This is a genomic window from Streptococcus sp. HMSC073D05, from assembly GCF_001812015.1.
GTDB lineage: Bacteria > Bacillota > Bacilli > Lactobacillales > Streptococcaceae > Streptococcus > Streptococcus parasanguinis_D.
Genome location: NZ_KV807489.1, coordinates 228,603 through 250,864 on the forward strand (window position 1 = coordinate 228,603; position 22,262 = coordinate 250,864).

23 protein-coding genes and 1 pseudogene are annotated in these 22,262 nt (G+C 36.6%); 5 read left to right on the plus strand and 19 right to left on the minus strand.

From position 1 onward, the window contains the following. Positions 1–210: 210 nt before the first annotated feature. The 12 genes and pseudogenes from HMPREF2832_RS10485 to HMPREF2832_RS04600 all read right to left on the minus strand — a co-directional run bounded on the left by HMPREF2832_RS10485 (position 211) and on the right by HMPREF2832_RS04600 (position 10,440). Complete coding sequence (locus tag HMPREF2832_RS10485) at positions 211–591, minus strand: IS30 family transposase (RefSeq protein ID WP_261674218.1); 381 nt, start codon at positions 589–591, stop codon at positions 211–213. A gap of 522 nt (positions 592–1,113) precedes the next feature. Further along, positions 1,114–2,640: a hypothetical protein gene (locus HMPREF2832_RS04555; RefSeq protein ID WP_070505723.1), complete on the minus strand. Its 1,527-nt coding sequence runs from the start codon at positions 2,638–2,640 to the stop codon at positions 1,114–1,116. Positions 2,641–2,956: 316 nt separating this feature from the next. Next, a pseudogene (locus HMPREF2832_RS10490) lies at positions 2,957–3,197 on the minus strand (glycosyltransferase family 2 protein); the annotation flags it as partial. A 79-nt stretch (positions 3,198–3,276) separates the two neighbouring features. After that, a complete protein-coding gene (locus HMPREF2832_RS10570) occupies positions 3,277–4,128 on the minus strand; it encodes an acyltransferase family protein (protein WP_083306314.1) in 852 nt (283 codons plus the stop codon). Next, entirely contained in the window at positions 4,115–4,381 is a 267-nt protein-coding gene (locus HMPREF2832_RS10575; RefSeq protein WP_083306315.1) for an acyltransferase family protein, read from the minus strand. The genes HMPREF2832_RS10570 and HMPREF2832_RS10575 overlap by 14 nt, the downstream gene beginning before the upstream one ends. 5 nt (positions 4,382–4,386) lie before the next feature. Continuing rightward, positions 4,387–5,238: a dTDP-4-dehydrorhamnose reductase gene (rfbD, locus tag HMPREF2832_RS04570; protein ID WP_023026990.1), complete on the minus strand. Its 852-nt coding sequence runs from the start codon at positions 5,236–5,238 to the stop codon at positions 4,387–4,389. A gap of 65 nt (positions 5,239–5,303) precedes the next feature. Then, a complete protein-coding gene (locus HMPREF2832_RS04575; protein WP_070505729.1) occupies positions 5,304–6,230 on the minus strand; it encodes a glycosyltransferase family 2 protein in 927 nt (308 codons plus the stop codon). 56 nt (positions 6,231–6,286) lie between these two features. Then, positions 6,287–7,261: a glycosyltransferase family 2 protein gene (locus HMPREF2832_RS04580; protein WP_261674219.1), complete on the minus strand. Its 975-nt coding sequence runs from the start codon at positions 7,259–7,261 to the stop codon at positions 6,287–6,289. 98 nt (positions 7,262–7,359) lie between these two features. Further along, entirely contained in the window at positions 7,360–8,142 is a 783-nt protein-coding gene (locus HMPREF2832_RS04585; RefSeq protein ID WP_049482506.1) for a glycosyltransferase family 2 protein, read from the minus strand. Continuing rightward, positions 8,126–9,403, minus strand: coding sequence for a lipopolysaccharide biosynthesis protein (locus HMPREF2832_RS04590; RefSeq protein ID WP_070505941.1), 1,278 nt, complete (start codon positions 9,401–9,403; stop codon positions 8,126–8,128). Before HMPREF2832_RS04590 ends, HMPREF2832_RS04585 begins: the two co-directional genes overlap by 17 nt. Continuing rightward, on the minus strand, positions 9,393–9,728 hold the full coding sequence (locus tag HMPREF2832_RS04595) for a DUF2304 domain-containing protein (RefSeq protein ID WP_049472006.1): 336 nt from the start codon (positions 9,726–9,728) through the stop codon (positions 9,393–9,395). The genes HMPREF2832_RS04590 and HMPREF2832_RS04595 overlap by 11 nt, the downstream gene beginning before the upstream one ends. A gap of 1 nt (position 9,729) precedes the next feature. Further along, positions 9,730–10,440: a glycosyltransferase family 2 protein gene (locus tag HMPREF2832_RS04600; RefSeq protein WP_070505733.1), complete on the minus strand. Its 711-nt coding sequence runs from the start codon at positions 10,438–10,440 to the stop codon at positions 9,730–9,732. 127 nt (positions 10,441–10,567) lie between these two features. Here HMPREF2832_RS04600 and HMPREF2832_RS04605 point away from each other — a divergent pair, with 127 nt between their 5' ends. Together HMPREF2832_RS04605 and HMPREF2832_RS04610 are read left to right on the plus strand one after the other, a co-directional pair. After that, positions 10,568–11,548 carry a Gfo/Idh/MocA family protein gene (locus HMPREF2832_RS04605; protein ID WP_070505943.1) on the plus strand — a complete coding sequence of 327 codons (981 nt, stop codon included), beginning with the start codon at positions 10,568–10,570 and terminating at the stop codon, positions 11,546–11,548. Continuing rightward, positions 11,545–12,630: a DEAD/DEAH box helicase gene (locus HMPREF2832_RS04610; RefSeq protein WP_070505735.1), complete on the plus strand. Its 1,086-nt coding sequence runs from the start codon at positions 11,545–11,547 to the stop codon at positions 12,628–12,630. The genes HMPREF2832_RS04605 and HMPREF2832_RS04610 overlap by 4 nt, the downstream gene beginning before the upstream one ends. Before the next feature lie 42 nt (positions 12,631–12,672). Here the strand turns inward: HMPREF2832_RS04610 and HMPREF2832_RS04615 are convergent, their stop codons facing one another. The 5 genes from HMPREF2832_RS04615 to HMPREF2832_RS04635 form a co-directional block, all read right to left on the minus strand. Beyond that, positions 12,673–14,055 (minus strand): polysaccharide deacetylase family protein, encoded by a 1,383-nt coding sequence (locus tag HMPREF2832_RS04615; RefSeq protein ID WP_070505737.1) that lies wholly within the window; start codon positions 14,053–14,055, stop codon positions 12,673–12,675. A 110-nt stretch (positions 14,056–14,165) separates the two neighbouring features. Then, complete coding sequence (locus tag HMPREF2832_RS04620; protein WP_003006623.1) at positions 14,166–14,546, minus strand: lactoylglutathione lyase; 381 nt, start codon at positions 14,544–14,546, stop codon at positions 14,166–14,168. Between the two features lie 29 nt (positions 14,547–14,575). After that, on the minus strand, positions 14,576–15,931 hold the full coding sequence (locus HMPREF2832_RS04625; protein ID WP_070505739.1) for a sensor histidine kinase: 1,356 nt from the start codon (positions 15,929–15,931) through the stop codon (positions 14,576–14,578). Continuing rightward, a complete protein-coding gene (locus HMPREF2832_RS04630) occupies positions 15,915–16,595 on the minus strand; it encodes a response regulator transcription factor (protein ID WP_003003305.1) in 681 nt (226 codons plus the stop codon). The genes HMPREF2832_RS04625 and HMPREF2832_RS04630 overlap by 17 nt, the downstream gene beginning before the upstream one ends. Positions 16,596–16,730: 135 nt before the next feature. Next, positions 16,731–17,240: a hypothetical protein gene (locus HMPREF2832_RS04635; RefSeq protein ID WP_049496080.1), complete on the minus strand. Its 510-nt coding sequence runs from the start codon at positions 17,238–17,240 to the stop codon at positions 16,731–16,733. A gap of 205 nt (positions 17,241–17,445) precedes the next feature. Here HMPREF2832_RS04635 and HMPREF2832_RS04640 point away from each other — a divergent pair, with 205 nt between their 5' ends. Beyond that, the gene (locus tag HMPREF2832_RS04640) at positions 17,446–17,979 is read left to right on the plus strand and encodes a biotin transporter BioY (protein WP_049496082.1); all 534 of its coding nucleotides are present in this window, start codon (positions 17,446–17,448) and stop codon (positions 17,977–17,979) included. A gap of 152 nt (positions 17,980–18,131) precedes the next feature. Here HMPREF2832_RS04640 and HMPREF2832_RS04645 read toward each other — a convergent pair whose 3' ends face one another. Then, positions 18,132–18,854: an ABC transporter permease gene (locus tag HMPREF2832_RS04645; protein WP_049496085.1), complete on the minus strand. Its 723-nt coding sequence runs from the start codon at positions 18,852–18,854 to the stop codon at positions 18,132–18,134. A gap of 1 nt (position 18,855) precedes the next feature. Beyond that, positions 18,856–19,812 (minus strand): ABC transporter ATP-binding protein, encoded by a 957-nt coding sequence (locus tag HMPREF2832_RS04650; protein ID WP_049496130.1) that lies wholly within the window; start codon positions 19,810–19,812, stop codon positions 18,856–18,858. 106 nt (positions 19,813–19,918) lie between these two features. Here HMPREF2832_RS04650 and HMPREF2832_RS04655 point away from each other — a divergent pair, with 106 nt between their 5' ends. Both HMPREF2832_RS04655 and HMPREF2832_RS04660 read left to right on the plus strand, forming a co-directional pair. Further along, positions 19,919–20,629, plus strand: a complete 711-nt coding sequence (locus tag HMPREF2832_RS04655; RefSeq protein WP_049496088.1) for a LytR/AlgR family response regulator transcription factor — start codon at positions 19,919–19,921, stop codon at positions 20,627–20,629. Further along, positions 20,629–21,906, plus strand: coding sequence for a sensor histidine kinase (locus HMPREF2832_RS04660; protein ID WP_049496090.1), 1,278 nt, complete (start codon positions 20,629–20,631; stop codon positions 21,904–21,906). The genes HMPREF2832_RS04655 and HMPREF2832_RS04660 overlap by 1 nt, the downstream gene beginning before the upstream one ends. The last annotated feature ends 356 nt before the right edge of the window (positions 21,907–22,262 follow it).

The window sequence follows — 22,262 nt, forward strand, 5'->3', positions numbered from 1 at the left end:
GTGCGGAGGTGGGACGACGAAATCGAATTCTAACAAATTACCGATTTCTGTCCCACTCTCATAATTTTGAGAAATATTCGTAAAATCCATTTGTTTCGGTAATCCGTTTCGTCTTAATAAGCCATTAGAATGTTCATTTAGACCTCGTTGACCAGGACATCCTGGATCCGCAAAGAAAATATCAATGTCATGTTCATTCGAAATAGATTTCTAATTAGAAAATTCATTCCCACAATCAAAAGTTATCGCCTTAAAGAGATGACTGGGAACTTGAGACAACCATTGATTGATGGAGGCTTCAATATCACTTGCTTTCCGTCCATTGGTTTTCAGTGTGATGATGGCTATTGAGCATTGTTCTACTAAGGTAATGACTGCTCTTTTGTGTTTTTCTCCCACAATTGTATCCCCTTCTAGATGGCCGAATTCCGTCTTAAAATTAGGATAACTGTCTGCTCTCTCACGCAAATCTCTGCGCAACGCTTGTTTTCCTCGTTTTTCGCTATGACCATTTGGTTTTCTTTTGCCTTTCCAAGGGAGATCCTCTTTCTTTAGAATACCACGGTCTGCTAGTCGATAGAGAGTTCTCATAGAACAAGAAACCCTATCTGGATAAGTTCCTTTAATGACATCAAGGCTCTAATTTTGTTCTAAATGAGTTTGGATAAAATCTATTTCTGATTGCGCAAGACTGGTTTTATTCCTGCCACAGCGTTTCTTATTGATTTTATATCAGTTATAGTAATCATAAACAGAGTGTCCCTCTTTCAGATAGTTGATGACATTGTAGATTGTCTGTTTTGATCTGCCAAGTGAAGTCACAATATCTGAAACTTTTATGTTTTCTTGATAGTAAGCCTCTATCATTAAGTTCGTTTGTGGTAAGATGAGTATAGGTCATTTATGTTAGTTCCTTTCAGACAAATGTGGTGTTTATCTGAGCTTAACATAGATGGCTTTTTCCGTCTAGCTTAATTTTACAAATTGGGAAACTAAAAAATGAAGTTATGATGCCTAAGTTGGTAATCAAACTAATAGGTTTTACAGACTGGCTAGTAATTCCATCCATTATTAGACTATGTACTTTAGAGATTTGATTGTGACTCTCATCTGCTATCCTTTTAAAAATTGTATTGATCCCACTTTCTCTAACCCTTTAGCAGCAGAAGGAATCAAAAGGAGAACATATATGTAAACATATTGACTCTTTGTTTCCCAGAAGATATGGAAAAAGAACCCTCCGAGGAAGAAAATAATTGTAAACAGCTCAAAAGCAGAAAACTTTTTACTTTTAATATTATAGACTACAGAAATCACAGTTAGTAAATAGATTGAAACAGTAAGAACTTTACCAAAAGAATTCAAAAAATAGTATCCACTTTTTTCTTCATAAATACTCTTCAAAATTCTAGAATTCTGGACATTCCCTAAGTCAGGAAGTGGGCCAGTCCATATTGATTGGAAAGTCGGTTCCAACCATGTGGATAGAATTTTTTTATAGAAAAATTTTACTGCATACATTGGTTGATTATAGAAAGTTAGCAAATTTTTTTTAAGATCATTTTTTGCTTGCTCGACAGCTTTAGGTCGATCAAAATCATTATTTTTTAGCAACAAAGAATTGTAACCATCCCACCAGCCTCCGATACTAGGTGCGACAGGACTATCTTGTGTTCCCATGGTAATATAAGCAAGCATAGGTGTCCCTTGAGAAACAGGAACATGAGTAACACTTTGATAATAGCTCTTCAAAAGGAATGATGACATAGGAATACTTATTACTATTAAGAATGTTACAATTAATTTTCGCCAATTAACATTTTCTAAGAAATTGAAAACTTGTATCAATGTAATGGCGATAACGAAAATGAAGTAATTATTTCTAATCAGACATGCTAAAGCAAAACTTAGTATACTATTCATCGCATTAGAATAGTGTAAAGTTTCATTATATTTTAAAAGATGATAGTATCCCAATAAAACAAAAAATAACCCTGGGATAGTTCCATACGCAAATAGTTGAAAGAAAAACTGTGGGAAAAATAAGAATGATAAAAGGATGGTGTAATTTGTTATTAACTTATTCTTAAAAAGTTTGAAACTAATTTTATAAATAAGGAAATTTGTTCCTAGAATAAAGAGGAGGTTAAAAAAGTAAATAAATCTTTCATTCTTAAAGAATAAAACGTATATTCTGTCTAATGTGGTTAAGCCTAATTGATGAGGGTTTACGTACAGATAATCACCTTTTTCAGTTAAACTATTAAAAACACCGTTATTAAAATCTGTTGCAGCATTATAAACAATGGCAGCATCTGCTCTTAATCCACCAACTATACGAATAATAAGAAAGAGTCCTAAAACAAAATAGACAATGGACAGGATTAAAAATAATTTTTTCGATGAAATTTTTTCTATTAAATCTTTACTTTTAAAAAGTAACAGTATAAAAAGCAGAATTAATAGTGGAAAATACCAATTTGAATAAGAAAATTCAATTCTTTCGTTTGCAGATAGGGGCATATACACTGTAAACACTAAAGAAGATAAAATTAGCCCTGAAAGAATAGCGGATGTTAAATAGAAGATAAATTTATAAAAAAATGATGTTATTTTTTTAAAATTGTTAAAAGTTTTCATTGTATCGACCTTTTTTATGTGTGTTTAACTAAGCCTGAATAATAGACCTTTTCTATTCAAAATTTGGTAAGATATACTTTTTAGAACGTAATGTAAGAAAGATAATAACACTATATAGCTATTAAACGATTTCATTCCGATAGCATTGACTATTCTAAAGATTTAGATTCGCTTTATTATAAAAATTAATCTTAAATGTACACTAAGTACTTTCTAATACTGTATTGCATACAACACAGTCACAATAAATATATATAAATAAAAACTTTTACTGTTTTTTCTTTTTTTCCTCCTAATCATAAACAAACTAATTATTTTAATGTTGGCTCTTCAAATATTGTCTCATCAACAACTTGGCAATCCAAATAGGCCAGAAGAATTGGTAGGTCTTCTTTACCACGAGTGTTAAGTGCGATGGTTTTTGATGCTTCAGAATTTTCGTGTATACGATGGCATATAACCTTATCATATAGGCCTTTATACTCACTGATCTAATACCATGCGTACTAATCCAAACTCACTCTCGCTCCTTCATCAAAATAGAAGATTTTCAATTTCTATCAATATCGATAAAATAACTTTGAGACTGCCTTTGTTATTAAATATTTCACATAGAAATATTTTCAAATAACATTTTTACTTACTACTTTTAATTGTTGAATTGTTAAATGTAGTTTGTATAAATTTTAAAACATTTAATAATAAAAACGTTATTAATATAGATTGGCATAACAAAAAGAAAATAATCAAAGGAAATTTCGGTAAAATACTCGCAAAATCCCCCCATTTCGCGATTATTTTAGGATACCAATATAAATCTCCGATCACAGACAATAAGTAAATCGGAAGAGTGTTCTTTGAGATAAATAGAATAACTCTTTTCAACCACTCATTTTTTATAGAGACTTTTAAGTGTATAACTAAATAAAAGATTAAACTAGACAATAGGAATACCGGAAGAATTCTATATTCGATTCCGAAACTAGTTTCTGATATTGCTGCTAACCCAAAAACACTTAAAATATCAAGAATGAAAATAACAATAACAAGTTCCTTGAAACTCAACTTCTTATTTGATGAAGCGAGAAAAGCTCCAAGAAGATAGTATGTGATAGGCCAGAGTCCTTTCCAATAATCTGGAATGATGTGCGGTAAAATCAAAAAATTTTGTTCATTGTTGTTCAACAATGAAAGAGTAGGTGAAACAATAGTTAGTAAAACTAAAATAGCTAAAACTACAACTTGATTCTTACGGCTAGTTAACGAATTGAAACCTGCATTCAAGAAAGGGATCAACAGGTATAAGCCAATATACAAATTAACATACCACGCATAGTGACTAAAGGAAAAAATATTTTCTAATAACTTCGCAAAATATTCTTCATTGAAAACTCTCATATCAAAGAAAGTATATACTGCTGCCGCGAGAGCATAAATTCCAATTACTGGTAGTAATTTTATAAAGTAAGTTTTACTAATAAGTCTTATCTTTCATTAAATAACCTGTAGTCATGATAAATATGGGAACACAGGTCATAAAAAACATCCAAATAAAAGATGATAAAAATATACTTTTATAGGTATAAGAACGACCATAATAATTGGTATGAAGAAAAAAATGCACAGCTACTACAAATACTATTGCAATACATTTTAGTATATCTATATTTAGTTTTCGCTCTTTCATAAATCTCCTTATTGTATTACCGAATGAAAAGATGGTTTCGCACCATCTTTCCATTTTAATTATTTCACTTCTTGTTTGTAAAACTCTTTTAAGGCATCTTGCCAAGTTGGAATGACAAATCCTGTTGCCTTAGCCTTAGCTAAGCTCATTGTAGAGTTAAGTGGGCGTTTAGCTTTAGCTGGGAATTGGCTGGAATCAACAGGTTTCACTTCAACATCCGTATCTTTGAGGATTTCAACTGCAAAGTCATACCAAGTTGTATCTTCTTTCGCATCGTTAGACAAGTGGTAATAACCATATTCCTTACGGTTTTCAGCCAAATAAGTCATGAACTCGGCCAATGTACGTGTCCAGGTTGGACGACCATGTTGGTCGTTGACGACTGTAAGTGTCTTGTGAGTCTTAGCTAAGTTTTGCATGGTGAAGACAAAGTTCTTACCGTAGTTCCCGAAGACCCAAGCTGTACGGATGATATAGAAGTTAGACACATGCTTTTCAACCAATTCTTCCCCCATACGTTTGGTACGACCGTACTCTGTTTGAGGATCTGGTTGATCGTCTACTTCCCATTCTTGTCCCACTGGTTTTTTCCCATCAAAAACGTAGTCGGTTGAGATATAGACCAAGGTTGCACCGTGCTTTTCAGACGCTTTTGCTACATTTTCGGTACCAGTCACGTTGATGGCATAGTCCAACTCTTTTCCTTCATCTTCAGCCGCGTCAACAGCTGTGTAGGCGGCACAGTGATATACCAAGGTTGGTTTTACTTCCGCAAATACCTCATCTACTTTTTCTGCATTTGTGATGTCCATCTCAGCCACATCAACGGCTACATATTCTTCATTTCGTTCATCCAACAAATGGCGAAGTTCTGTTCCAAGTTGCCCATTTGCTCCTGTAATTAAAATCATGTTAAATTCCTTTCAAATGCTTTTTCCCTATCATTATAGCAAAAAAAGCAGAAGTTTTCTGCTTTTTACTCACTTTTCTCTTTGATGACATAGATTGGACGTTTCTTAGTCTCCATGAAGATCTTACCGATATATTTCCCTAAAATCCCGATGGTTAGTAATTGGAACCCTCCTAGGAAAAGAATCACTGTCATGAGGGATGGCCACCCTGAAGTAGGATCTCCAAAGACTAAGGTACGGATCACAATCAAAATCATCATGATAAAGGCCAAAATCCAAGATAACAGCCCACCAATAAAGGCAATGTTTAGCGGGGCATCCGAGAAATTGACAATCCCTTCAATCGAGTACTTAAAGAGGGACCAAAAGTTCCAAGACGTCTCTCCTGCCACGCGCTCTACATTTTTATATTCTAGGTATTCTGTCTCAAATCCTACCCAAGCAAAAATCCCTTTTGAAAAACGATTGTACTCCGATAACTCCATGATAGCATCGACCATAGGACGGCGCATCAAACGGAAATCCCGCGCCCCGTCAACCATTTCCACTTGGCTAATATGATTGATCAATTTATAAAACATCCGTGCAAAGAAAGAGCGAATCGGTGGTTCCCCGTCACGGGTTACGCGTCTCGTTCCGACACAGTCTAAATTCGGCTGTTCCTCCAACTTCTGCTTCATTTCAATCAATAACTCTGGCGGATCTTGTAGGTCCACATCCATGACCGTTACGTAATCTCCTGTAGCGTGTTGGAGGCCAGCATAGAGTGCAGCTTCCTTCCCAAAGTTCCGTGAAAAAGAAAGATAATGGGCACAAGGATTCAAGAGATTGAGTTCACGTAAAACATCTAAGGTTTTATCAGAAGACCCATCATTAATAAAAATATATTCAAATTCTTCCCCCACGAAGGTCTGAACCCGTTCCATTTCTTCATAAAATAATGGAATCGATTCTTCCTCGTTAAAACATGGGACTACAACTGATATGACCATTCATTGCTCCTTTTAAAATTTGCTACTATCTTATCGGTAAAATATAATTTTCCTAACTATCCTTTACAATACAATTTTGCAAACAGCTTTAATAAACCGACTTTTTCAATCAAGTTCATTGTAAACATAGCTAGTTTAACCATAAACCTCTCATCTCTAATTTCTCGATTAAAAACAGAAAGAGTGGACTTCATTCCATTTATCCTGATCCAATCATTAATTTCTTTATATTGACGTAAAAACTCTGCACTTGTAGAATATCTCCCACCGTCCAATAACCAATAAAGAGTAAATTTTTTTATAAAAAATTTAATTAATTTAGTTTCAGAAAAATCTTTAGGGATAATCGCTGCAATTTTATCAAGTACATTCTTGATATCTAAATTTGGATTAAATCCTTTATTTAATGTATTAGACGCACTATTCTCATTGTAAAACCAATTATATCCACAATATGGGATAGTTCTTATATTTTCAGATTTTGTATACACCGTTAAGCTGAATAACAAGTCCTCAGCTAATGGAATATCCGGGAAAGAAAGTTCGTGATCTCTTATAAATTTTTTTCTATAGATGCGAGCACATGGTGAAATCGATCTATATTTTGACCATTTATCTTTACCCAATTGGATAGAAAATAGTTGTTTACCATCTTGGTTTACTCTCTGAAGACCACCAATAACTGCATCATCTATCCCACTTGATATTTCATCATAAAACACCTGCAAATAATCTGGGTTTATATAATCATCACTATCGATAAACATGATGAATTCACCTTTTGCAAGCTTGATACCTTCATTTCTAGTATAGGCTGCACCTTTATTTTCTCGACTCAAAGTTCTAATATTTGGAGAAAATTGTTGGTATTCATTCAATATTTTAAACGAATTATCCTTTGAACCATCATCAATTGCAATAATTTCAAATGATTTAAAACTTTGATTCAAAACGGAATCTATACATCTTTTGAGATATAATTCTGCATTATATACTGGAATAATGACACTAATCTTAGGCGCTTCTTTCACAATCTTATCCTTTATATATTTTAATAGAACCCATAGTTTTGCAAATAATTAAGATATTCAAACTTTTATATTGTTATCAAACCTCGAGCACGCAATCTTTAACCATTCGTATCCTGACTCTTTTTATAAAAACGATTTAAACATTTCGCTAATACGTTTGGCCAAAAGAGTTTAAACATCATGTAATCTTCCTTTGTTCGAGTATTGTCACTAATGGTATTACTCGTTTCAGAGTCTTCATGAATACGATGACACATTAATTTCTTTGGAACATATACAAATCTGCCATCAAATTTAGCCAAATGGTACCAGGCAAGCCAATCTAGACTAACTCTCCATTCCTCATCAAATCTAAAGCCCTTAACCAATTCTAAATTATAAGTTACAGCAGGGCAACAAATTGGATTTCCAAAAGCAAGAATCCGATTTCTCCACCACTTAGTTTTAGGGAATAATGAGATTGTTTTTAACATTAATGATTTGATTTTTAGATTTGAAGTCGGTTTAATGACCTCTCCATTTTTTTCTTCAAAATAATCAGAGTAAAGAATGATAGCATCTTGATGCTTCTTTATCCTCTCTTGAATTTCCATTAAATAGGTTGGCTCATAATAATCATCTTGATGTGCTATTGTAGCATATTGGGTAGTAACAAAAGATAAAGCATTATTCCAATCTTTCCCAATCCCACCACCTACAGTTGTATTAAACGGAATGGCATATTTTTGGCAAATACTTTCGATAAATACACTTGGAGTAGAAGTATACAAAATGATATTACTTTTTACGGTTTGGCTTAATAACGAGTTTATACAATCCTCTAAAAAAGGACTATCCCCATAAGCACAGATTACAAATGTATGATCATTCCACTGATTCATATTTTTGAATCTCCTTCCTTCTCATAATTACAAAGACAATCCAACTAGCAATGGTGTAAAACAACATAACAATAACAAAACTAAGCCCTGCTCCAAACAAGCCAAACTCCCTCATCGCTATAGGCGTAAGAATATTCGTCAATAACGCCATTGCGGCATAAACATAGAGTAGATAGACTTGTTTTCTCAATATAATTAAAAAATCACCTATGACAGAAGCTATAGAATATAAAAAGCCGGACAGCACTAAAATAGTAAGTAATAAACTATAATTTGATAAATCAATACCACTTATAATATTCAAAATAGGAATCCCTATCAAATAGGCCAGTATTGATACTACTAGTCCCAAAATCATAAGCAATAATAAAATCTTACGAATCATAGCATTAAATGTATGAAATCTTTTTTCTGACCATTGTTTTGCCAAATCGGTTATTAACGGTCTTAGCGCTAATACAAATAAACTCATAAAGAAAACAGGCATGAACAGAATACTGAAATCCCTTTGAGCACCTTCACGTAATACGCCCTCTACTAGCAATTTATCAATCACTTGTTTTGGATAATTCAATACATATACCAATAAAAAGCCGTTGACAAACAATGGAAGGCAAGTTTTCATGATGCTAATTGATCGCTTAAATGTAGCAGATGAAATCTGATTAAAAGGTATCGTTCTTATTTGTTTGGATTGGATGTAATCACCCCCAAAAACAAAAAGAACATTAAAAAAACATAAACAAATTAAAGAAAAAATTAAAGAATTTGAAAGTAACAAACTAATTAGGAGAATGATTGTGCTTAAACTATAACGAAGCACCATTAATTTCCCTGCAATATCTAAACGTTCATGTTGTTGAAATAACCCTTGGAATAAATCAGAAAAAGCGTCACAAGAACGATAAAGCACGGTTAGTATTATAATTAAAAATAAATCCCCTTTTCCAACATTATTTCCACTAAAAAGTAAATATGGAAATAATGTAACTAACATCAAACAAACTGTAATAACCCTAGTTAACCAGTATTCCAAATACGAGTAAGCTTCTTTCAAGTCAGTCGCCTGATAATTTCTTACTTGAAACATACCAATGACAATCCAGAGATTCCCAATTGCATAAGCCAAACTAAAATTATCAGCATCACTTGCGGAAGTATAACGAGAGACAATAATCAAATACAATATTGAGACTGCAGCTGCTGCTATATTTCCTGCAAAATTCCAAAAATAAATACTCCTATTTACTTTATTGTTCATTTTCATTCTCACTTCTTAATAAAGCAATCGTTTGTGACAATTTCTTAATCTGTACTGATTGTTTTGATACAGTACGAGTTAATGAAAAAATTAAAAATATTAATAAAAATGTACTTAATAAAAAAATAAAGTTACTTAGCGTCTGAATACCAAGAAATAAAGATATTGCTCCAATCAAATTAGGAAACCAAATGACTGGCAACGATAGCAAACAAAGAATGAGCCAAGAAATGACATTTCTCAGTTCAACGACTTTCTTTGCAACTAGGCGTAGAATATAAACGATAAAAATAATTACAATAAGGGTTAACCAAATATTTAACATGTTATTTCTTATATCCTCCACCAATTCTAGCCAATAGCATTGCCATTGTCACTTTGATCATATAGTAAACAGACTTACTGAATGTAATCGATGATTCTCCGTGTTCTCGCTCGTTCATCAAGACCGGTACTTCTGCAACGGAATAGCCTGAGGTTAAGAGGGACACAATCGTCTCTGGTTCTGGATAATCACTTGGATATTGTTTAGCAAATTCTTCAATCACTTTTCGATCAGCCACCCGCAAACCAGATGTAGGATCTGTTACCTTTTTACCGGTTAAAATCTTAATTAATTTTTCAAAAAATGAAATTCCAATCCGTCGCGCGAAGGAGGATTGGAAACCTTGATTTTCAATGAAACGAGAGCCAATCACCATGTTCACATTCTTCTCTTGAAGGACTTGAAGCATCTTTCTGATAAATTCAGGATTATGCTGACCATCTCCATCCACTTGAACAGCATATTGATAGCCATTTTTAACTGCATATTGATAACCAGTTTGAACAGCACCACCAATTCCTAAATTAATCGGTAAATCGATAACATTAACGTTGTTATTGCGACAAATTTCAAGTGTATGATCTGTAGAACAATCATTGATAATGACATAATCAAATTCAGGTGTATGTTCTTCAATCATCTTGATTGTTTTTTCAATATTTCCACTCTCATTATAAGCAGGAATAATGATCAATAATTCTGAATTTCTCAATCCTATTGTTTTCCCTTCTAAGCATATCACTTCATTATACAATAATCAGTGCATATTTTCTACTTTATACTGTCCCCTCCCCCTTTTCATGGTATAATAGAGTGAATCGATGATGGAAGGACACCTTATGTTAAAGCTTGGAATTATTGGAACGAGTTGGATTTCACACGAATTTATAAATGCGGCTCATCAGACGGGTCACTATTGTTTGCAGGCTGTCTATTCGAGAAAAATGAAGACGGCTCGAGATTTTTGTGAGCAATATGAAGCGATCTCCTGCTACACTGACTTAGTGGACTTCTTAGACAGTGACTTGGATGTGGTCTACATTGCTAGTCCCAACTCCCTTCACTATGCTCAGGCCAAGCTTGCTATTCTGGCCAAGAAGCATGTCATCATTGAAAAACCCGCTGTGACCAAGCCTTCTGAATGGAAGGAACTGGTCAAGCTCGCTAAGGAGCACCAGGTCTATCTCTTTGAAGCTGCCAGAAATTACCAAGAAGCAGCCTTTCAAGTAGTTAAAAACTTCCTCTCTAACCAGGAAATACTGGGCGCCAACTTCACCTTTGCCAAATATTCTTCCAAATTGCCGGCCCTTCTTGCAGGTGAAATGCCCAATATTTTCTCAGATGTCTATGCAGGTGGAGCTTTGATGGATCTGGGAGTCTACTGCCTCTACTTGGCAATTGGCTTCTTTGGAGAACCAATCTCCAGTCACTACACCGCTCAGCAATTACCCAATTCGGTTGATCTCTATGGTCAAGGTGTCTTGATTTATCCAGATTTTCAGGTTGCTATTCAGGCAGGGAAAAATATCACCAGCCATCTACCTGCTGAGATCTACACCAAGACTGGAACACTAACTCTCAATGCTGTAGCAGCCATCAACCAGGCTCGCTTCGTCAGCTATTCTGGAGAGGTCATCGACCTTCCGATCCAGCCCTGCCCACACCAAATGCAAGAAGAGGCGGAAGCCTTTGCCCTTGCCATCGCTCATCAAAAGCCGTCTGCTTATCTTGAATGGTTACAAACAGCTGAGCAGGTCCATGAAACCCTCTACCAGATGCGTCAAAGCGCTGGAATACAATTTAAGGATGAAAAAGAATGAAAGAACAATTTCCACAAAGCTGGAAAGACCAGCTAGAAACACTCGGATTTGATACATTCACTGAAATTCAGGAACAGATCTTCTCCCCTATCTATGAAGGAGAAAATGTCCTTGGGATCAGTCCTACCGGTACTGGTAAGACACTCGCCTACCTCTTTCCGAGCTTGCTCAAACTCAAACCCAAGAAGGCCCAACAACTCTTGATTTTGGCTCCTAACACAGAGTTAGCAGGACAAATTTTTGATGTCACCAAACAATGGGCAGAGCCTCTCGGTCTCCAGACACAACTCTTCCTTTCAGGATCCAGTCAAAAACGGCAAATCGAACGCCTCAAAAAAGGACCCGAAATCCTGGTTGGGACGCCTGGTCGGATCTTTGAACTGATCAAGCTGAAAAAGATCAAAATGATGAATGTGGAAACCATCATTTTAGATGAATTCGACCAATTACTGAGCGATTCTCAGTACCACTTCGTCGACAAGATCAGCCACTATGCTCCCCGCGACCACCAATATATCTATATGAGCGCCACAGACAAGGTCGATCCAGACCAGCTAGAGGAAAATACTCTTCGCATTTCGGTTGATGGAGTTTCTTTAGACAATATCCAACATTTCTATATGCAAGTGGATAAGCGGGATAAGGTCGAATTGCTCCGCAAACTCGCCTACGTCGAAGATTTTCGTGGTCTGGCTTTTTTCAATAGCCTGTCTGATCTGGGTAGTGCTGAAGAAAAACTACAATACCGTGGTGTTGAGGCCGTATCGCTCGCCAGCGATGTCAATGTAAAATACCGCAAGGTCATTCTGGAACGCTTCAAAGACCATCAGCTGACCCTCTTGCTTGCCACCGATTTGGTCGCTCGTGGAATCGACATTGAACATCTTGAGTGTGTGATTAACTACGATATTCCTCGTGATGTGGAGACCTATACCCACCGTGCCGGTCGAACAGGACGAATGGGGCGGGATGGCTATGTAATCACCTTTATCACCCACCCAGAAGAACTCAAATCCTTAAAAAAATACGCTTCTGTCCGTGAACTGGTTTTAAAAAATTCCGAACTCTTTTTAAATGAATAAGAAAATCCTCTGCTAGTGAATGAACTGCAGAGGATTTTTACGTTAATTTCCATTGTAATAGATACGATGACTTTCAAGTTGATAATCCAACAATTCATCCACCGTTACAAAGGTATAGCCTTGTGATTTGAGGTAGTCAAGGACGGTTGGTAGAGCATCAATCGTGGTTTGATGGATATCATGCATGAGGATAATCGAACCCGGTTTGACTTCTTTTTTCACTTCATTGAGAATAGCCGTCGTATTATGTGTCTTCCAATCTAGGCTATCCACATCCCACATGATGAAGGATTGATCGACACCGTATTGGATAGCGTTATTGATGGCCCCATACGGAGGACGGGTAATCTTGGTCTGCACACCTGTCGCTTTTTGAATAGCTTCTTGGGTATCCAAGATCTCTTTTTTGGCATTATCCAAGCTCAATTTTGGTAATTGAGGGTGATCCCAGGTATGGTTCCCGATTTGGTGACCTTCTTTGCGGACTTGCTTAGCAATATCCGGATTCGCTCTGACATTTTTTCCGACCATAAAGAAGGTAGCTTTGGCATTGTATTTCTTTAAGATAGAAAGCGCCTGAGGTGTCGTCTTGGGATCTGGTCCATCATCAAAGGTCAGGGCAATCATCTTACGGTGGCGTTCTTCTATATAGGATTGGTACGTTTCGAGATCATCAGGAAGCAAGCGATCTGTATCAATCACGTCATAGAATTTAGACAAGGGAACAGTGAAGGTATCATCTCCCTTAACCTTGGTTGGAAATGGAATGGTGAAATTTCCTTTTTCATATTGGAATTCCCATTGGCTCAAATCCAACTCTGAGAAGTGGGCAACCATTTGATCAATGCTCTCCTCATCCAGCTGACGAAAGTCTAGATTCCCTCGCAATTCCTCCAAAAAGATCTGTTTGGCTCCATCTGGATCCGCAAAGACCTGGCTCAGAGTCAGAGGGTTACTCTCATCATCCAAGTAAAAGAGGGGCAACTTCACCGTCTCATCTTTGATGAATTTCCCTTTTTTGTATTGGTATTCAGCCCGTTTAATCTGGATAGGGTGATAGCCAACAAAAGGCCCTTCTGCTTCTTCACTATGATAGAAGGTCAGGTGCTTAGGCTCTTTGGTTTTCTCATCCGATCCTAGACGCTTAAGGTCTTCTTGGATCTTCTCTTTAATAATCTCAACAACTTGTCCATCCTTAGTAGGATAATAAGCTGTCACATAAGAAGTTCCTAAGATCCCTTCCTGAACTTGAACATCTTTTCCTTTTTCAGAGTTTTTCTCTAGTTGGATGACCTTGGCAAACTGATCCTGATAGGCTTTTTGTTCACGAAGCTTTTGAATCTTTTGATAGCTAATATACAAAAGGCTCAATAAAAGGAGATTTGTAATGATTAATAAGATAGTTTTCGTGTGTTTGAAACTCATAACTTTATTATAGCAAATTTCTCTCGAAAAAACATTCCTTTTTTGTAAATGGTTTCATAAAAAAGAGGGCGACTGACGTCGCCGACAGCGGCCCTTATTTTTAATCCCTCTTATTTTTCGCGAATGACTTCTACTTTATATCCATCCGGATCTACAACGAAATAGTAATTCGGTTGCGTTCCTGGAAGACCTTTTGGTTCCGTCACTTCATAGCCTTTAGCCTTGTGTTCAGCATTCAAACCTTCTAGATCAGGAGTACTCAAAGCAACGTGAGCATAGCCATCTCCGATGACATATGGACCATGATCATAATTGTAAGTCAATTCCAACTCATAGTCATCTCCAGGCAAGGCCAAATAAACAATCGTGAACTTGTAGTCTGGAAAATCTTTCCGACGTTTTTCTTCAAAACCAAAAGCATCTTGGTAAAAAGCGATTGACTTTTCTAAGTTTTCCACACGAAGGCAAGTGTGCAACATTTTTGAACTCATAGGTTTTCCTCTTTTCTATTTTTAAAAGATTATGAACGATTTTTTTTACGACTTTCCGTCTTAATGGATAATTTCACTTCAAAGATGGTCCCTTTTGGTTTATTATCTTTGACTTGAATGGTCCCTTTAAAGGCTTCTACAATCTGCTTAGCGAGGGACAACCCCAAACCAAAACCACCTTTCTGACGGGTTCTGGCCTTGTCGACCCGGTAAAAACGATCAAAGATCCGTTTCTTGTCCTCATCTCGAATACCTGGACCATTATCCAGCACCCTCAGAAGTAGATTTTTGTCCTTCAACTGGACTTCAAATTGGATCTCGCCATCTTCATCGGTGTACTTCAAGGCATTGTCATAGAGAATGGTCATCAATTGCTTGAGGAGCGTTCTATCAGAACAAATGACTTTGTCCACCTGATTGTCTCCTTGGAAGAGTTTGCCATTTTCTTCCGCAATGATCTCAAAATTGGAGAAGGTCTGATCAAAAAAGCTTGGTTCGATCTCTTCCATCTCTGGCTTCAAGCCATCATCTCTTCGGGCGATATTGAGAAGGTTGGTGGTCAGGAGCTTCATATTTCGAACTTCATCCAAGCTAGATGCAATGCTCTCGCTTGACTCCATAATGGTCGCTTCAGGCTTTCTAAAAAGCGTTTCGAGGCGATTTTGAAGGACTGCTAGAGGCGTCCGTAACTCATGTGAAGCATTTTCCACGAATGCCTTTTGCTTTTGCATACTCTCAAGTAGGGGCTTAACACTGAGACGTGCTAGGAAGAGACTAGCGAATAAGGAAATTCCCCAGAAGCAAATCATGACGAGTGCGATCTGACTCTCGTGCTCCTCACTGGTCTGTTCTAGCTGACTGATATTGGTCATGACAACCGCATACTTGACGTCGCTATCTCCGTCATCAGACAAGCCCAAATCCGTCATGTAAGCCCGGTAACTTTCTTTTTTCCCGTAACTATTTGTAATTTGGAGTTGGGAAACCTTGTTAAGCAATTTACGACCAAAAGTTACAGTTTTGAAGTTTAAAAACCCATTTCCCGTTGTTAAGTTTTGATATTTTTTGTTCAGTAGAACAACAGTGGTATTGGAAGTAACGTCTCCTTTTGGTTCCGATTTATCAGGATTAGGCATCATCATCTCATGCTCATCACCCTCTTTGGAATTAGACTGTTTCTGATCCCGGTTGGCAATAGCTATAATGGAATAAGGATCCTGACTCAAGGTCTTGAGGTTCTCATCGACGGTTGTATAGAGACTCGAGCGCATGACCTGAATAATAATTAAGGTCATGGCTGAGAATATCAAGGTGAAGAGACCAAAATATCGGATGAAGTAAGAAAAGTCATCTTCTCCGACTGTTTTCTTAATCCTTGTTAGCATCTTTTAAGATATACCCCACACTGCGTAATGTTTGCAAGCTCTCAACAAAATCAGTACCTTTTAATTTCTTACGGATTTTTGAAACATAGACTTCAACCACTGAGATAGTTGTGTCACTGTCAAAGCCCCAGAGACGATCGAAGATCTGTGTTTTTGGAAGGATGACATTTTGGTTTTGAAGGAAGTAGACCAAGAGATCAAATTCCTTCCCAAGAAGTTCTACTTCCTTATCGTCCACGTAAGTCGAATTGGTAGATAAGTTGACCTTCAAATTGCCATAATTGAGGGTGTTTTCATTGACCTTACCTGACCGCTTCAAGAGAGCTTGAATCCGCATCTTAAGCTCTTCAAGATAGAAAGGCTTGGTCAGATAATCGTCTGCACCTAGCTCAAAGCCGTGCCCTTTGTCATCCAGACTTTCTTTGGCTGTCATGATTAAAACAGGTGTTGTCACGCCTTTTTCACGCAATTCTTTCAAAACATGGAATCCGTCTTTTTCAGGAAGCATGAGATCCAGCAGAATCAAATCATAGATCCCGCTTTCTGCTTCGTAAAGACCTTCTTCTCCGTCAAAGACCTGCATAACGTCCGCAAAATCATCTAAAAAATCAAATACTGAATTTGATAAACCAAGGTCATCTTCAACCAATAGAATTTTAATCATCGTCGTATCCTCTTCTCTTTCATGAGCGAGTCTTTCTAATCTATTCTTAACCATTATAACACGACTTGCCTTCATTTCCTATAGTTTAGAACCTGGTTTGATGATCAAATTCAGTCTATCAGAGGAAGGTTTGTTTTATGAGTTTGTCGTGTTTTCTTTGTTATTTTGACTATCACTCGTCTTGTTTTTATTCTTCGATTTCTTTTTGTTGGACTTGTTAGAGGAATTCTGGTGCCCTTCTTCTTGTCCGCCAGATTGGTTCATGCCATTTTCTGGACCATTCCCTTGAGGGTCAACATTGCCTTCCTGTGGCATTTGACCAGGTCCACCTCCTTGCGGGCCACCTTGAGGACCACCGTCCTGTGGGCCACCAGTTTGCTGGTTTCCTTGTGTAGCATGGCCATTTTGACTATTTTGTTGCTGATTGGATACTTGGTTCTGACCCGTTTGAACCGGTTGAGAAAATTGTTGGTTATTGGAAGATTGAGAGGCGATGACACCGACCCCAAAGCCACTTCCAGCACCAACCAACAATCCACCAACTGCTGCCATACCAATCCACCACCTAGGGCTTCGTTTGAGGACAACCATTTTTTCTTTGGATTCTTGCGTTTCGACTACTTGTTTTGTTTCTTTTTGATTCATCTTTTTACCTTTTATCTTTTTGTACAAGTACTTGTCTTTTAAAATTTAAAGGGAGCTCGATCCTTTAGTAAGGCGATTATACTTTAGGAGTCTTAAGCATGCCTAAATTTTTACTTAAAAAATCCTAAAACAAGCCTGCACTATTGACAGGTTGAGCCCCTTATTGTAGAATAGTTACCATAAAATAAATACGAGGTTAACTGTTATGAAAAAAATCTTTCCCTTAGTTCTCATCTCCATTGGAGTAGCCATGATCTCCGTCCTATCTCAATTCACCGTTCCCTTTGGGCCTATTCCTTTGACCCTACAGACACTCATGATCGGGATCATCGGGACCATCTATAAACCCAGCCATGCCTTTGTCACAGTCTGCCTTTATTTACTGTTAGGCTTCTTAGGTTTTCCAGTATTTGCCGGCGGTGCTGGTGGTGCTTCGCATTTCCTTGGTCCTACTGCTGGTTTCCTCCTTTTCTTCCCATTCCGAGCATGGATCACGTCTCTATTTACCAATGCTAAATCCAGCCTTGTCACTATCTTTTTGGCCAATCTCCTCAGTAGTGCTCTCCTTTTTGTGTCAGGAGCTATCGGCTTTATGTTGGTCACGCATACCGATCTCCAAAAAGCATTTGCTTTGGTCGTTGCTCCCTTTATCCTTGCCGACCTCATCAAACTGATCATCATCACGATCACCAGTAAGGCGATTTTTGCCAGCCTCAAACACCACTGGTATTTCAAATAAGATACAAAGGGCTTAGAGGATATATTAAAAAAATCAACATCTGAACGCAGATGTTGATTTTTGTTATAGGGATACATTTATAAATCTCTTCAATTGAACTCCTTTTATAGAGAACTCTGTTTTAATGATGAAAAACATAGATCCTCCTTCCTTTATTTTTCCTTATAAAGAACTCTCAAGATCAGTAACTGTGTTAGCAAAATCCAGATGATCAGAATAGTGAAGTCAAAAAATGAGACGGGACCATGACTATAGACACAAGCTCGTAGGAGGTTGACAGAAGGGACAAATGGAAGAACATGATAGAGATGATTTATCCAATCTGGAAGACGACTTGCTGGGTACATGATTGGAGAAAACATCAAACCAATCATAAGAATTAACTGAGACATTAACGTTACAATATTGGGGGAAAAAGTATAAGCAATGGCGAATCCAAGACTGATCATTGTAAGACAGATCAGAAATAGGATAAAAACAGCCAGAACAGATACATTTAGGCGGACAGAAAAACGAAAATAGCCCAGTATAACAGAAATGAACACTCCAGGTAAAATAGCAATCATCCACATCCAAAGATCTGCTAAGGAAATCAGAATTCGTGGTATTGGAAGGGCTCGTACGTAGTCTACATGTCCTTCTGACTTCGCATTTGCTATAACAGGGGATGAGATCGTACAGCCAATAGAAATAACTCCTATCAGAACTGAACCAGAAGAGAGATAGTAGGCAGCTGTCGTATCAATCTCACCGATCACTAGTGGATAACCAAAAAGAAGTGAAATGGATAACAGAACCTGAGCTAGCGTAAAGAGTAGAAATAGATCTTTTTGACGAAGATAGTTCCAACGAAGTAAGTAAAAAAATTGAGTCATATCAGTTTGTCAACTCCTCTCTATAAAGATCTGAAATGGATACGTTTTTCTGAGTAAGTGACAGATTAAAAATATTCTTTCTATCCAATTCCTGTGTTAGTTTTGGTAGCAGTCTTGTTAATTCCTCCTCTTCTATTTCAATCTGGCAAATCGAACCATTGATGATGCTATAATCTTGAAATAGAGCTAAGCTATCTTCATTCCTAAACTCAAAAGATATTTGATACTGTTTTTGATAGGTTATTTGCTGAACTGGTCCTGATTTGATTAACTTCCCATGGTTAAATAAGGCATAGTTGTCAGCATATTTTTCAACTTCCAACAAGTTATGTGTCACAATAATAATGGTATGACCTTTATGCGCTAGCTTCTGTAATAATTGCCACTGTTTTTCACGACGTATTGGATCGACATCGTTCGTCGGCTCATCAAGAAGAATAATGGTCGGAGATCCGATTAAAGCCATTGCAAAAGAAGTTAGACGCTTTAAACCGCCTGAGAGATCCTTTCCTTGTTTTGCCCGATAGTCCTCAATTTCCAACTCGGTTAAAAGCTGATTCATTTCTTTTTGTAAATCTATGGTGTTTAACCCTCTCATTCTTCCAAGCATTTCTAAGTTTTGTTCCACCGTTAATTTTTCAAGTGGTGCATACTGTTGAGACATATAGCTCATCATTGAGCGAGCTTGTTTACGATTCTGTACAAAAGAAATATCTCCATAGCATACATCTCCTTTATCAGGTTTGGTAAAACCAATCATTTGATTTAAGAGGGTGGACTTACCAGCACCATTGTGTCCTAAAAAGGCTGTAATTTTAGCAGCTTCTATTTCTAAGGAAATATGGTTATTAGCAAAATGTTGCTTATCGAATGATTTTGTCAAATCACTAATAGTCAGTGTCGCGAATGTCTTCATCTCATCACTCAAAACTGAGAAGATTTTCCCAGCTTCCTTCATTTTTGATAAGATTATTGTATAATAAACATATGACTTTCCATGGTTTACGTCATGATTTACCATTTTAGTGTCATAATTAGCCAACTCAATTTGATAAGGGGGACTTATGTTAAACGTCGTTATTTGTGATGACTCAACTAGAGATGCTAGTCAGTTAGAACAGTATTTACTTTCTTACGACAAGGTTCCTGTAGAAACAAAACTATATACAAATCCACAAAAAATGCTAGAACAGTTAACAAGGGATACACATTGTGTTTTTTTGGATATTGATATGCCACAAATTACTGGAATTGACCTTGCACGTGAAATTCGTCAGTTCAATCCTTTTATCCCCATTATTTTTGTGACCAGCTATCGTGATTACATGGAACAAGTATTTGAAGTACAGACTTTTGATTACTTAGTAAAACCCATTGAACCCCAAAGGTTAAATAAGGTATTAGATAGGATCTTGCGTTATTTAGATTTAGGACAAACCATCTTTAACTTCTCATTTGGAAAACAAAGTTACTCTATTCCTTTAAGTGACATTACCTATTTTGAGAAAGATAAGCGTTCCGTTTTTATTTACACACTAGCAGATACCTATAAGTCCTTACTGAAAACTCAAGAAATTTTAGATAAACTACCTGATTATTTTATTCAAATTCATGCTTCTTATATTGTAAATCCCAAATATATCAAAGATTTTGATGCGAAAACAGTAACTATTTTGCTCAATGGAACCGAGGAGCATTCACTTCCAATTAGTCGTAAGTTCCAGTCTTCTTTTAAAGAAAAATACTATAACTATCTCAGTGAAAGGAATTTCTAATGCTAATAGGATTTCGGATTATTAGTATCTTGTTTGACTTATTTCTGGCAAGTGTTTTATTTTATAGGCCAATATCCAAAAGTAAACATTCAAAAGAGATACTTCTAGTCCTTTGTTGTTGCTTTCTTTTTCATGTGGCTCTTGTGTTTCTATTTTTAGAAAGTCGCGTTTTTTTAGTTAGCAATCTCTTCCTGAGTATTGTAGAATCCTCTCTTGTAGGACTCTATTTTGGCTACTCCTTTCGTGATTCTTCCTTTTGGATATTCTTACAAACAAGCCTGACATTATTAGCCGGAGCTGTCCTCAATCAAGCTATCCAACTATTTCTTCCACTGTCAAAAGTATCGAAAAATTTAGAACTGATTAGTGGTTACCTTGCCATCAGTTTTCTTTTTTCAACTGTGATCACTCTTGTTCTTCGACAGCTATTTCGAACACATCAAAAGTTAAGCATGGCAACATCTAGAAGAAATTGGCTTTATCAATTTATCGTGCCGATTTTATCGATTATTTTTGCCTTTACTGTATCTGCTATTCAAGGGCAAGTATTTGGACCAGATTATCTTTCTGTCATTTCACTCTTGTCTCTTATTGTATTGTCGTTTTCCTCGCTGTATTTTACCTTACATCTTTCTCAACAACAGCACGCTTATTATCAAAATAAATTAGATAAAGAACAACTTCAATTCCAATTAAGAGAAACACAACAGTCTCAAGAAGAATACCAACGATTGCAAAGTCTTCGGCATGATTTAAAAAATAAACATTTAACCCTGTTGGCACTTCTAGAAGAAAATCCTGATGATGCTAGAGAGTACCTTCAATCGTTAACCGATAGTATTTCAGGAAAACAAACCTTTTACTCCAAAAATCCAACGGTTAATTATTTACTGAATCAAAAACTGCACGATGTGGAAGATGAAATTGCATTAGAAATTAACTGCTTTATCCCACAAGAACTATCAATTCAGCCAGATGTGCTAGCTGTTATTTTAGGAAATTGTTTGGATAATAGTATTTCAGCCTGTCTTCGATTGACTGATAAATCAGAGAGAACATTGTCTCTGAATATACGTTATTTTCAACAAAATCTATTTATTTCGATCAACAATACCTTTAATGAACAGGAACAAGAGACTCGTAAAACACGTCAAAGAGATGGTTGGGGCTTGCGAAACGTTGATGCCCTAGTACAAGAATACCAAGGAACTATCAAGCGATTCAAAGAAAATGGCCACTATCGAACGGAGATTCTCTTACCAAGTCCAATAAACTAATGATCCTTCTCCTTTGAGGTCTTATTCAGGTCATTTATAAAAAAGAGGCTGGGACAAAATCTGTCCAGCCTTTGATGTTAGATAGAAATAACAGTTTGACACATTGGTTGATTGCTCATAGCACTGCTTTGAGGTGACGCAAACATTATTTCCTTTATCTGCAACCTCCAACACTCTCCCAGACTGTTGTATCTATGCGGGGGTGGAAAAATTGAAAAGAGAGGACTTCTTTCCCACTCCATTAGGATGTAGTTAAACTATCATTAACCAACCTAAATGATGCCCCAAAAATTAAAATAATATATTTTTTAAGTCTCAATCAAATATACACTGAAACTTTCCGCCGTGAGAAAAGT

Excerpts from the sequence above, each read along its gene's own strand:
- HMPREF2832_RS10485 (WP_261674218.1), bottom strand. The coding sequence starts at position 591 with ATGAGAACTCTCTATCGACTAGCAGACCGTGGTATTCTAAAGAAAGAG.
- HMPREF2832_RS04555 (WP_070505723.1), bottom strand. The coding sequence starts at position 2,640 with ATGAAAACTTTTAACAATTTTAAAAAAATAACATCATTTTTTTATAAA.
- HMPREF2832_RS10575 (WP_083306315.1), bottom strand. The coding sequence starts at position 4,381 with ATGGAAAGATGGTGCGAAACCATCTTTTCATTCGGTAATACAATAAGG.
- rfbD (WP_023026990.1), bottom strand. The coding sequence starts at position 5,238 with ATGATTTTAATTACAGGAGCAAATGGGCAACTTGGAACAGAACTTCGC.
- HMPREF2832_RS04575 (WP_070505729.1), bottom strand. The coding sequence starts at position 6,230 with ATGGTCATATCAGTTGTAGTCCCATGTTTTAACGAGGAAGAATCGATT.
- HMPREF2832_RS04585 (WP_049482506.1), bottom strand. The coding sequence starts at position 8,142 with ATGAATCAGTGGAATGATCATACATTTGTAATCTGTGCTTATGGGGAT.
- HMPREF2832_RS04590 (WP_070505941.1), bottom strand. The coding sequence starts at position 9,403 with ATGAACAATAAAGTAAATAGGAGTATTTATTTTTGGAATTTTGCAGGA.
- HMPREF2832_RS04595 (WP_049472006.1), bottom strand. The coding sequence starts at position 9,728 with ATGTTAAATATTTGGTTAACCCTTATTGTAATTATTTTTATCGTTTAT.
- HMPREF2832_RS04605 (WP_070505943.1), top strand. The coding sequence starts at position 10,568 with ATGTTAAAGCTTGGAATTATTGGAACGAGTTGGATTTCACACGAATTT.
- HMPREF2832_RS04610 (WP_070505735.1), top strand. The coding sequence starts at position 11,545 with ATGAAAGAACAATTTCCACAAAGCTGGAAAGACCAGCTAGAAACACTC.
- HMPREF2832_RS04615 (WP_070505737.1), bottom strand. The coding sequence starts at position 14,055 with ATGAGTTTCAAACACACGAAAACTATCTTATTAATCATTACAAATCTC.
- HMPREF2832_RS04620 (WP_003006623.1), bottom strand. The coding sequence starts at position 14,546 with ATGAGTTCAAAAATGTTGCACACTTGCCTTCGTGTGGAAAACTTAGAA.
- HMPREF2832_RS04625 (WP_070505739.1), bottom strand. The coding sequence starts at position 15,931 with ATGCTAACAAGGATTAAGAAAACAGTCGGAGAAGATGACTTTTCTTAC.
- HMPREF2832_RS04630 (WP_003003305.1), bottom strand. The coding sequence starts at position 16,595 with ATGATTAAAATTCTATTGGTTGAAGATGACCTTGGTTTATCAAATTCA.
- HMPREF2832_RS04635 (WP_049496080.1), bottom strand. The coding sequence starts at position 17,240 with ATGAATCAAAAAGAAACAAAACAAGTAGTCGAAACGCAAGAATCCAAA.
- HMPREF2832_RS04640 (WP_049496082.1), top strand. The coding sequence starts at position 17,446 with ATGAAAAAAATCTTTCCCTTAGTTCTCATCTCCATTGGAGTAGCCATG.
- HMPREF2832_RS04645 (WP_049496085.1), bottom strand. The coding sequence starts at position 18,854 with ATGACTCAATTTTTTTACTTACTTCGTTGGAACTATCTTCGTCAAAAA.
- HMPREF2832_RS04650 (WP_049496130.1), bottom strand. The coding sequence starts at position 19,812 with ATGAAGGAAGCTGGGAAAATCTTCTCAGTTTTGAGTGATGAGATGAAG.
- HMPREF2832_RS04655 (WP_049496088.1), top strand. The coding sequence starts at position 19,919 with ATGTTAAACGTCGTTATTTGTGATGACTCAACTAGAGATGCTAGTCAG.
- HMPREF2832_RS04660 (WP_049496090.1), top strand. The coding sequence starts at position 20,629 with ATGCTAATAGGATTTCGGATTATTAGTATCTTGTTTGACTTATTTCTG.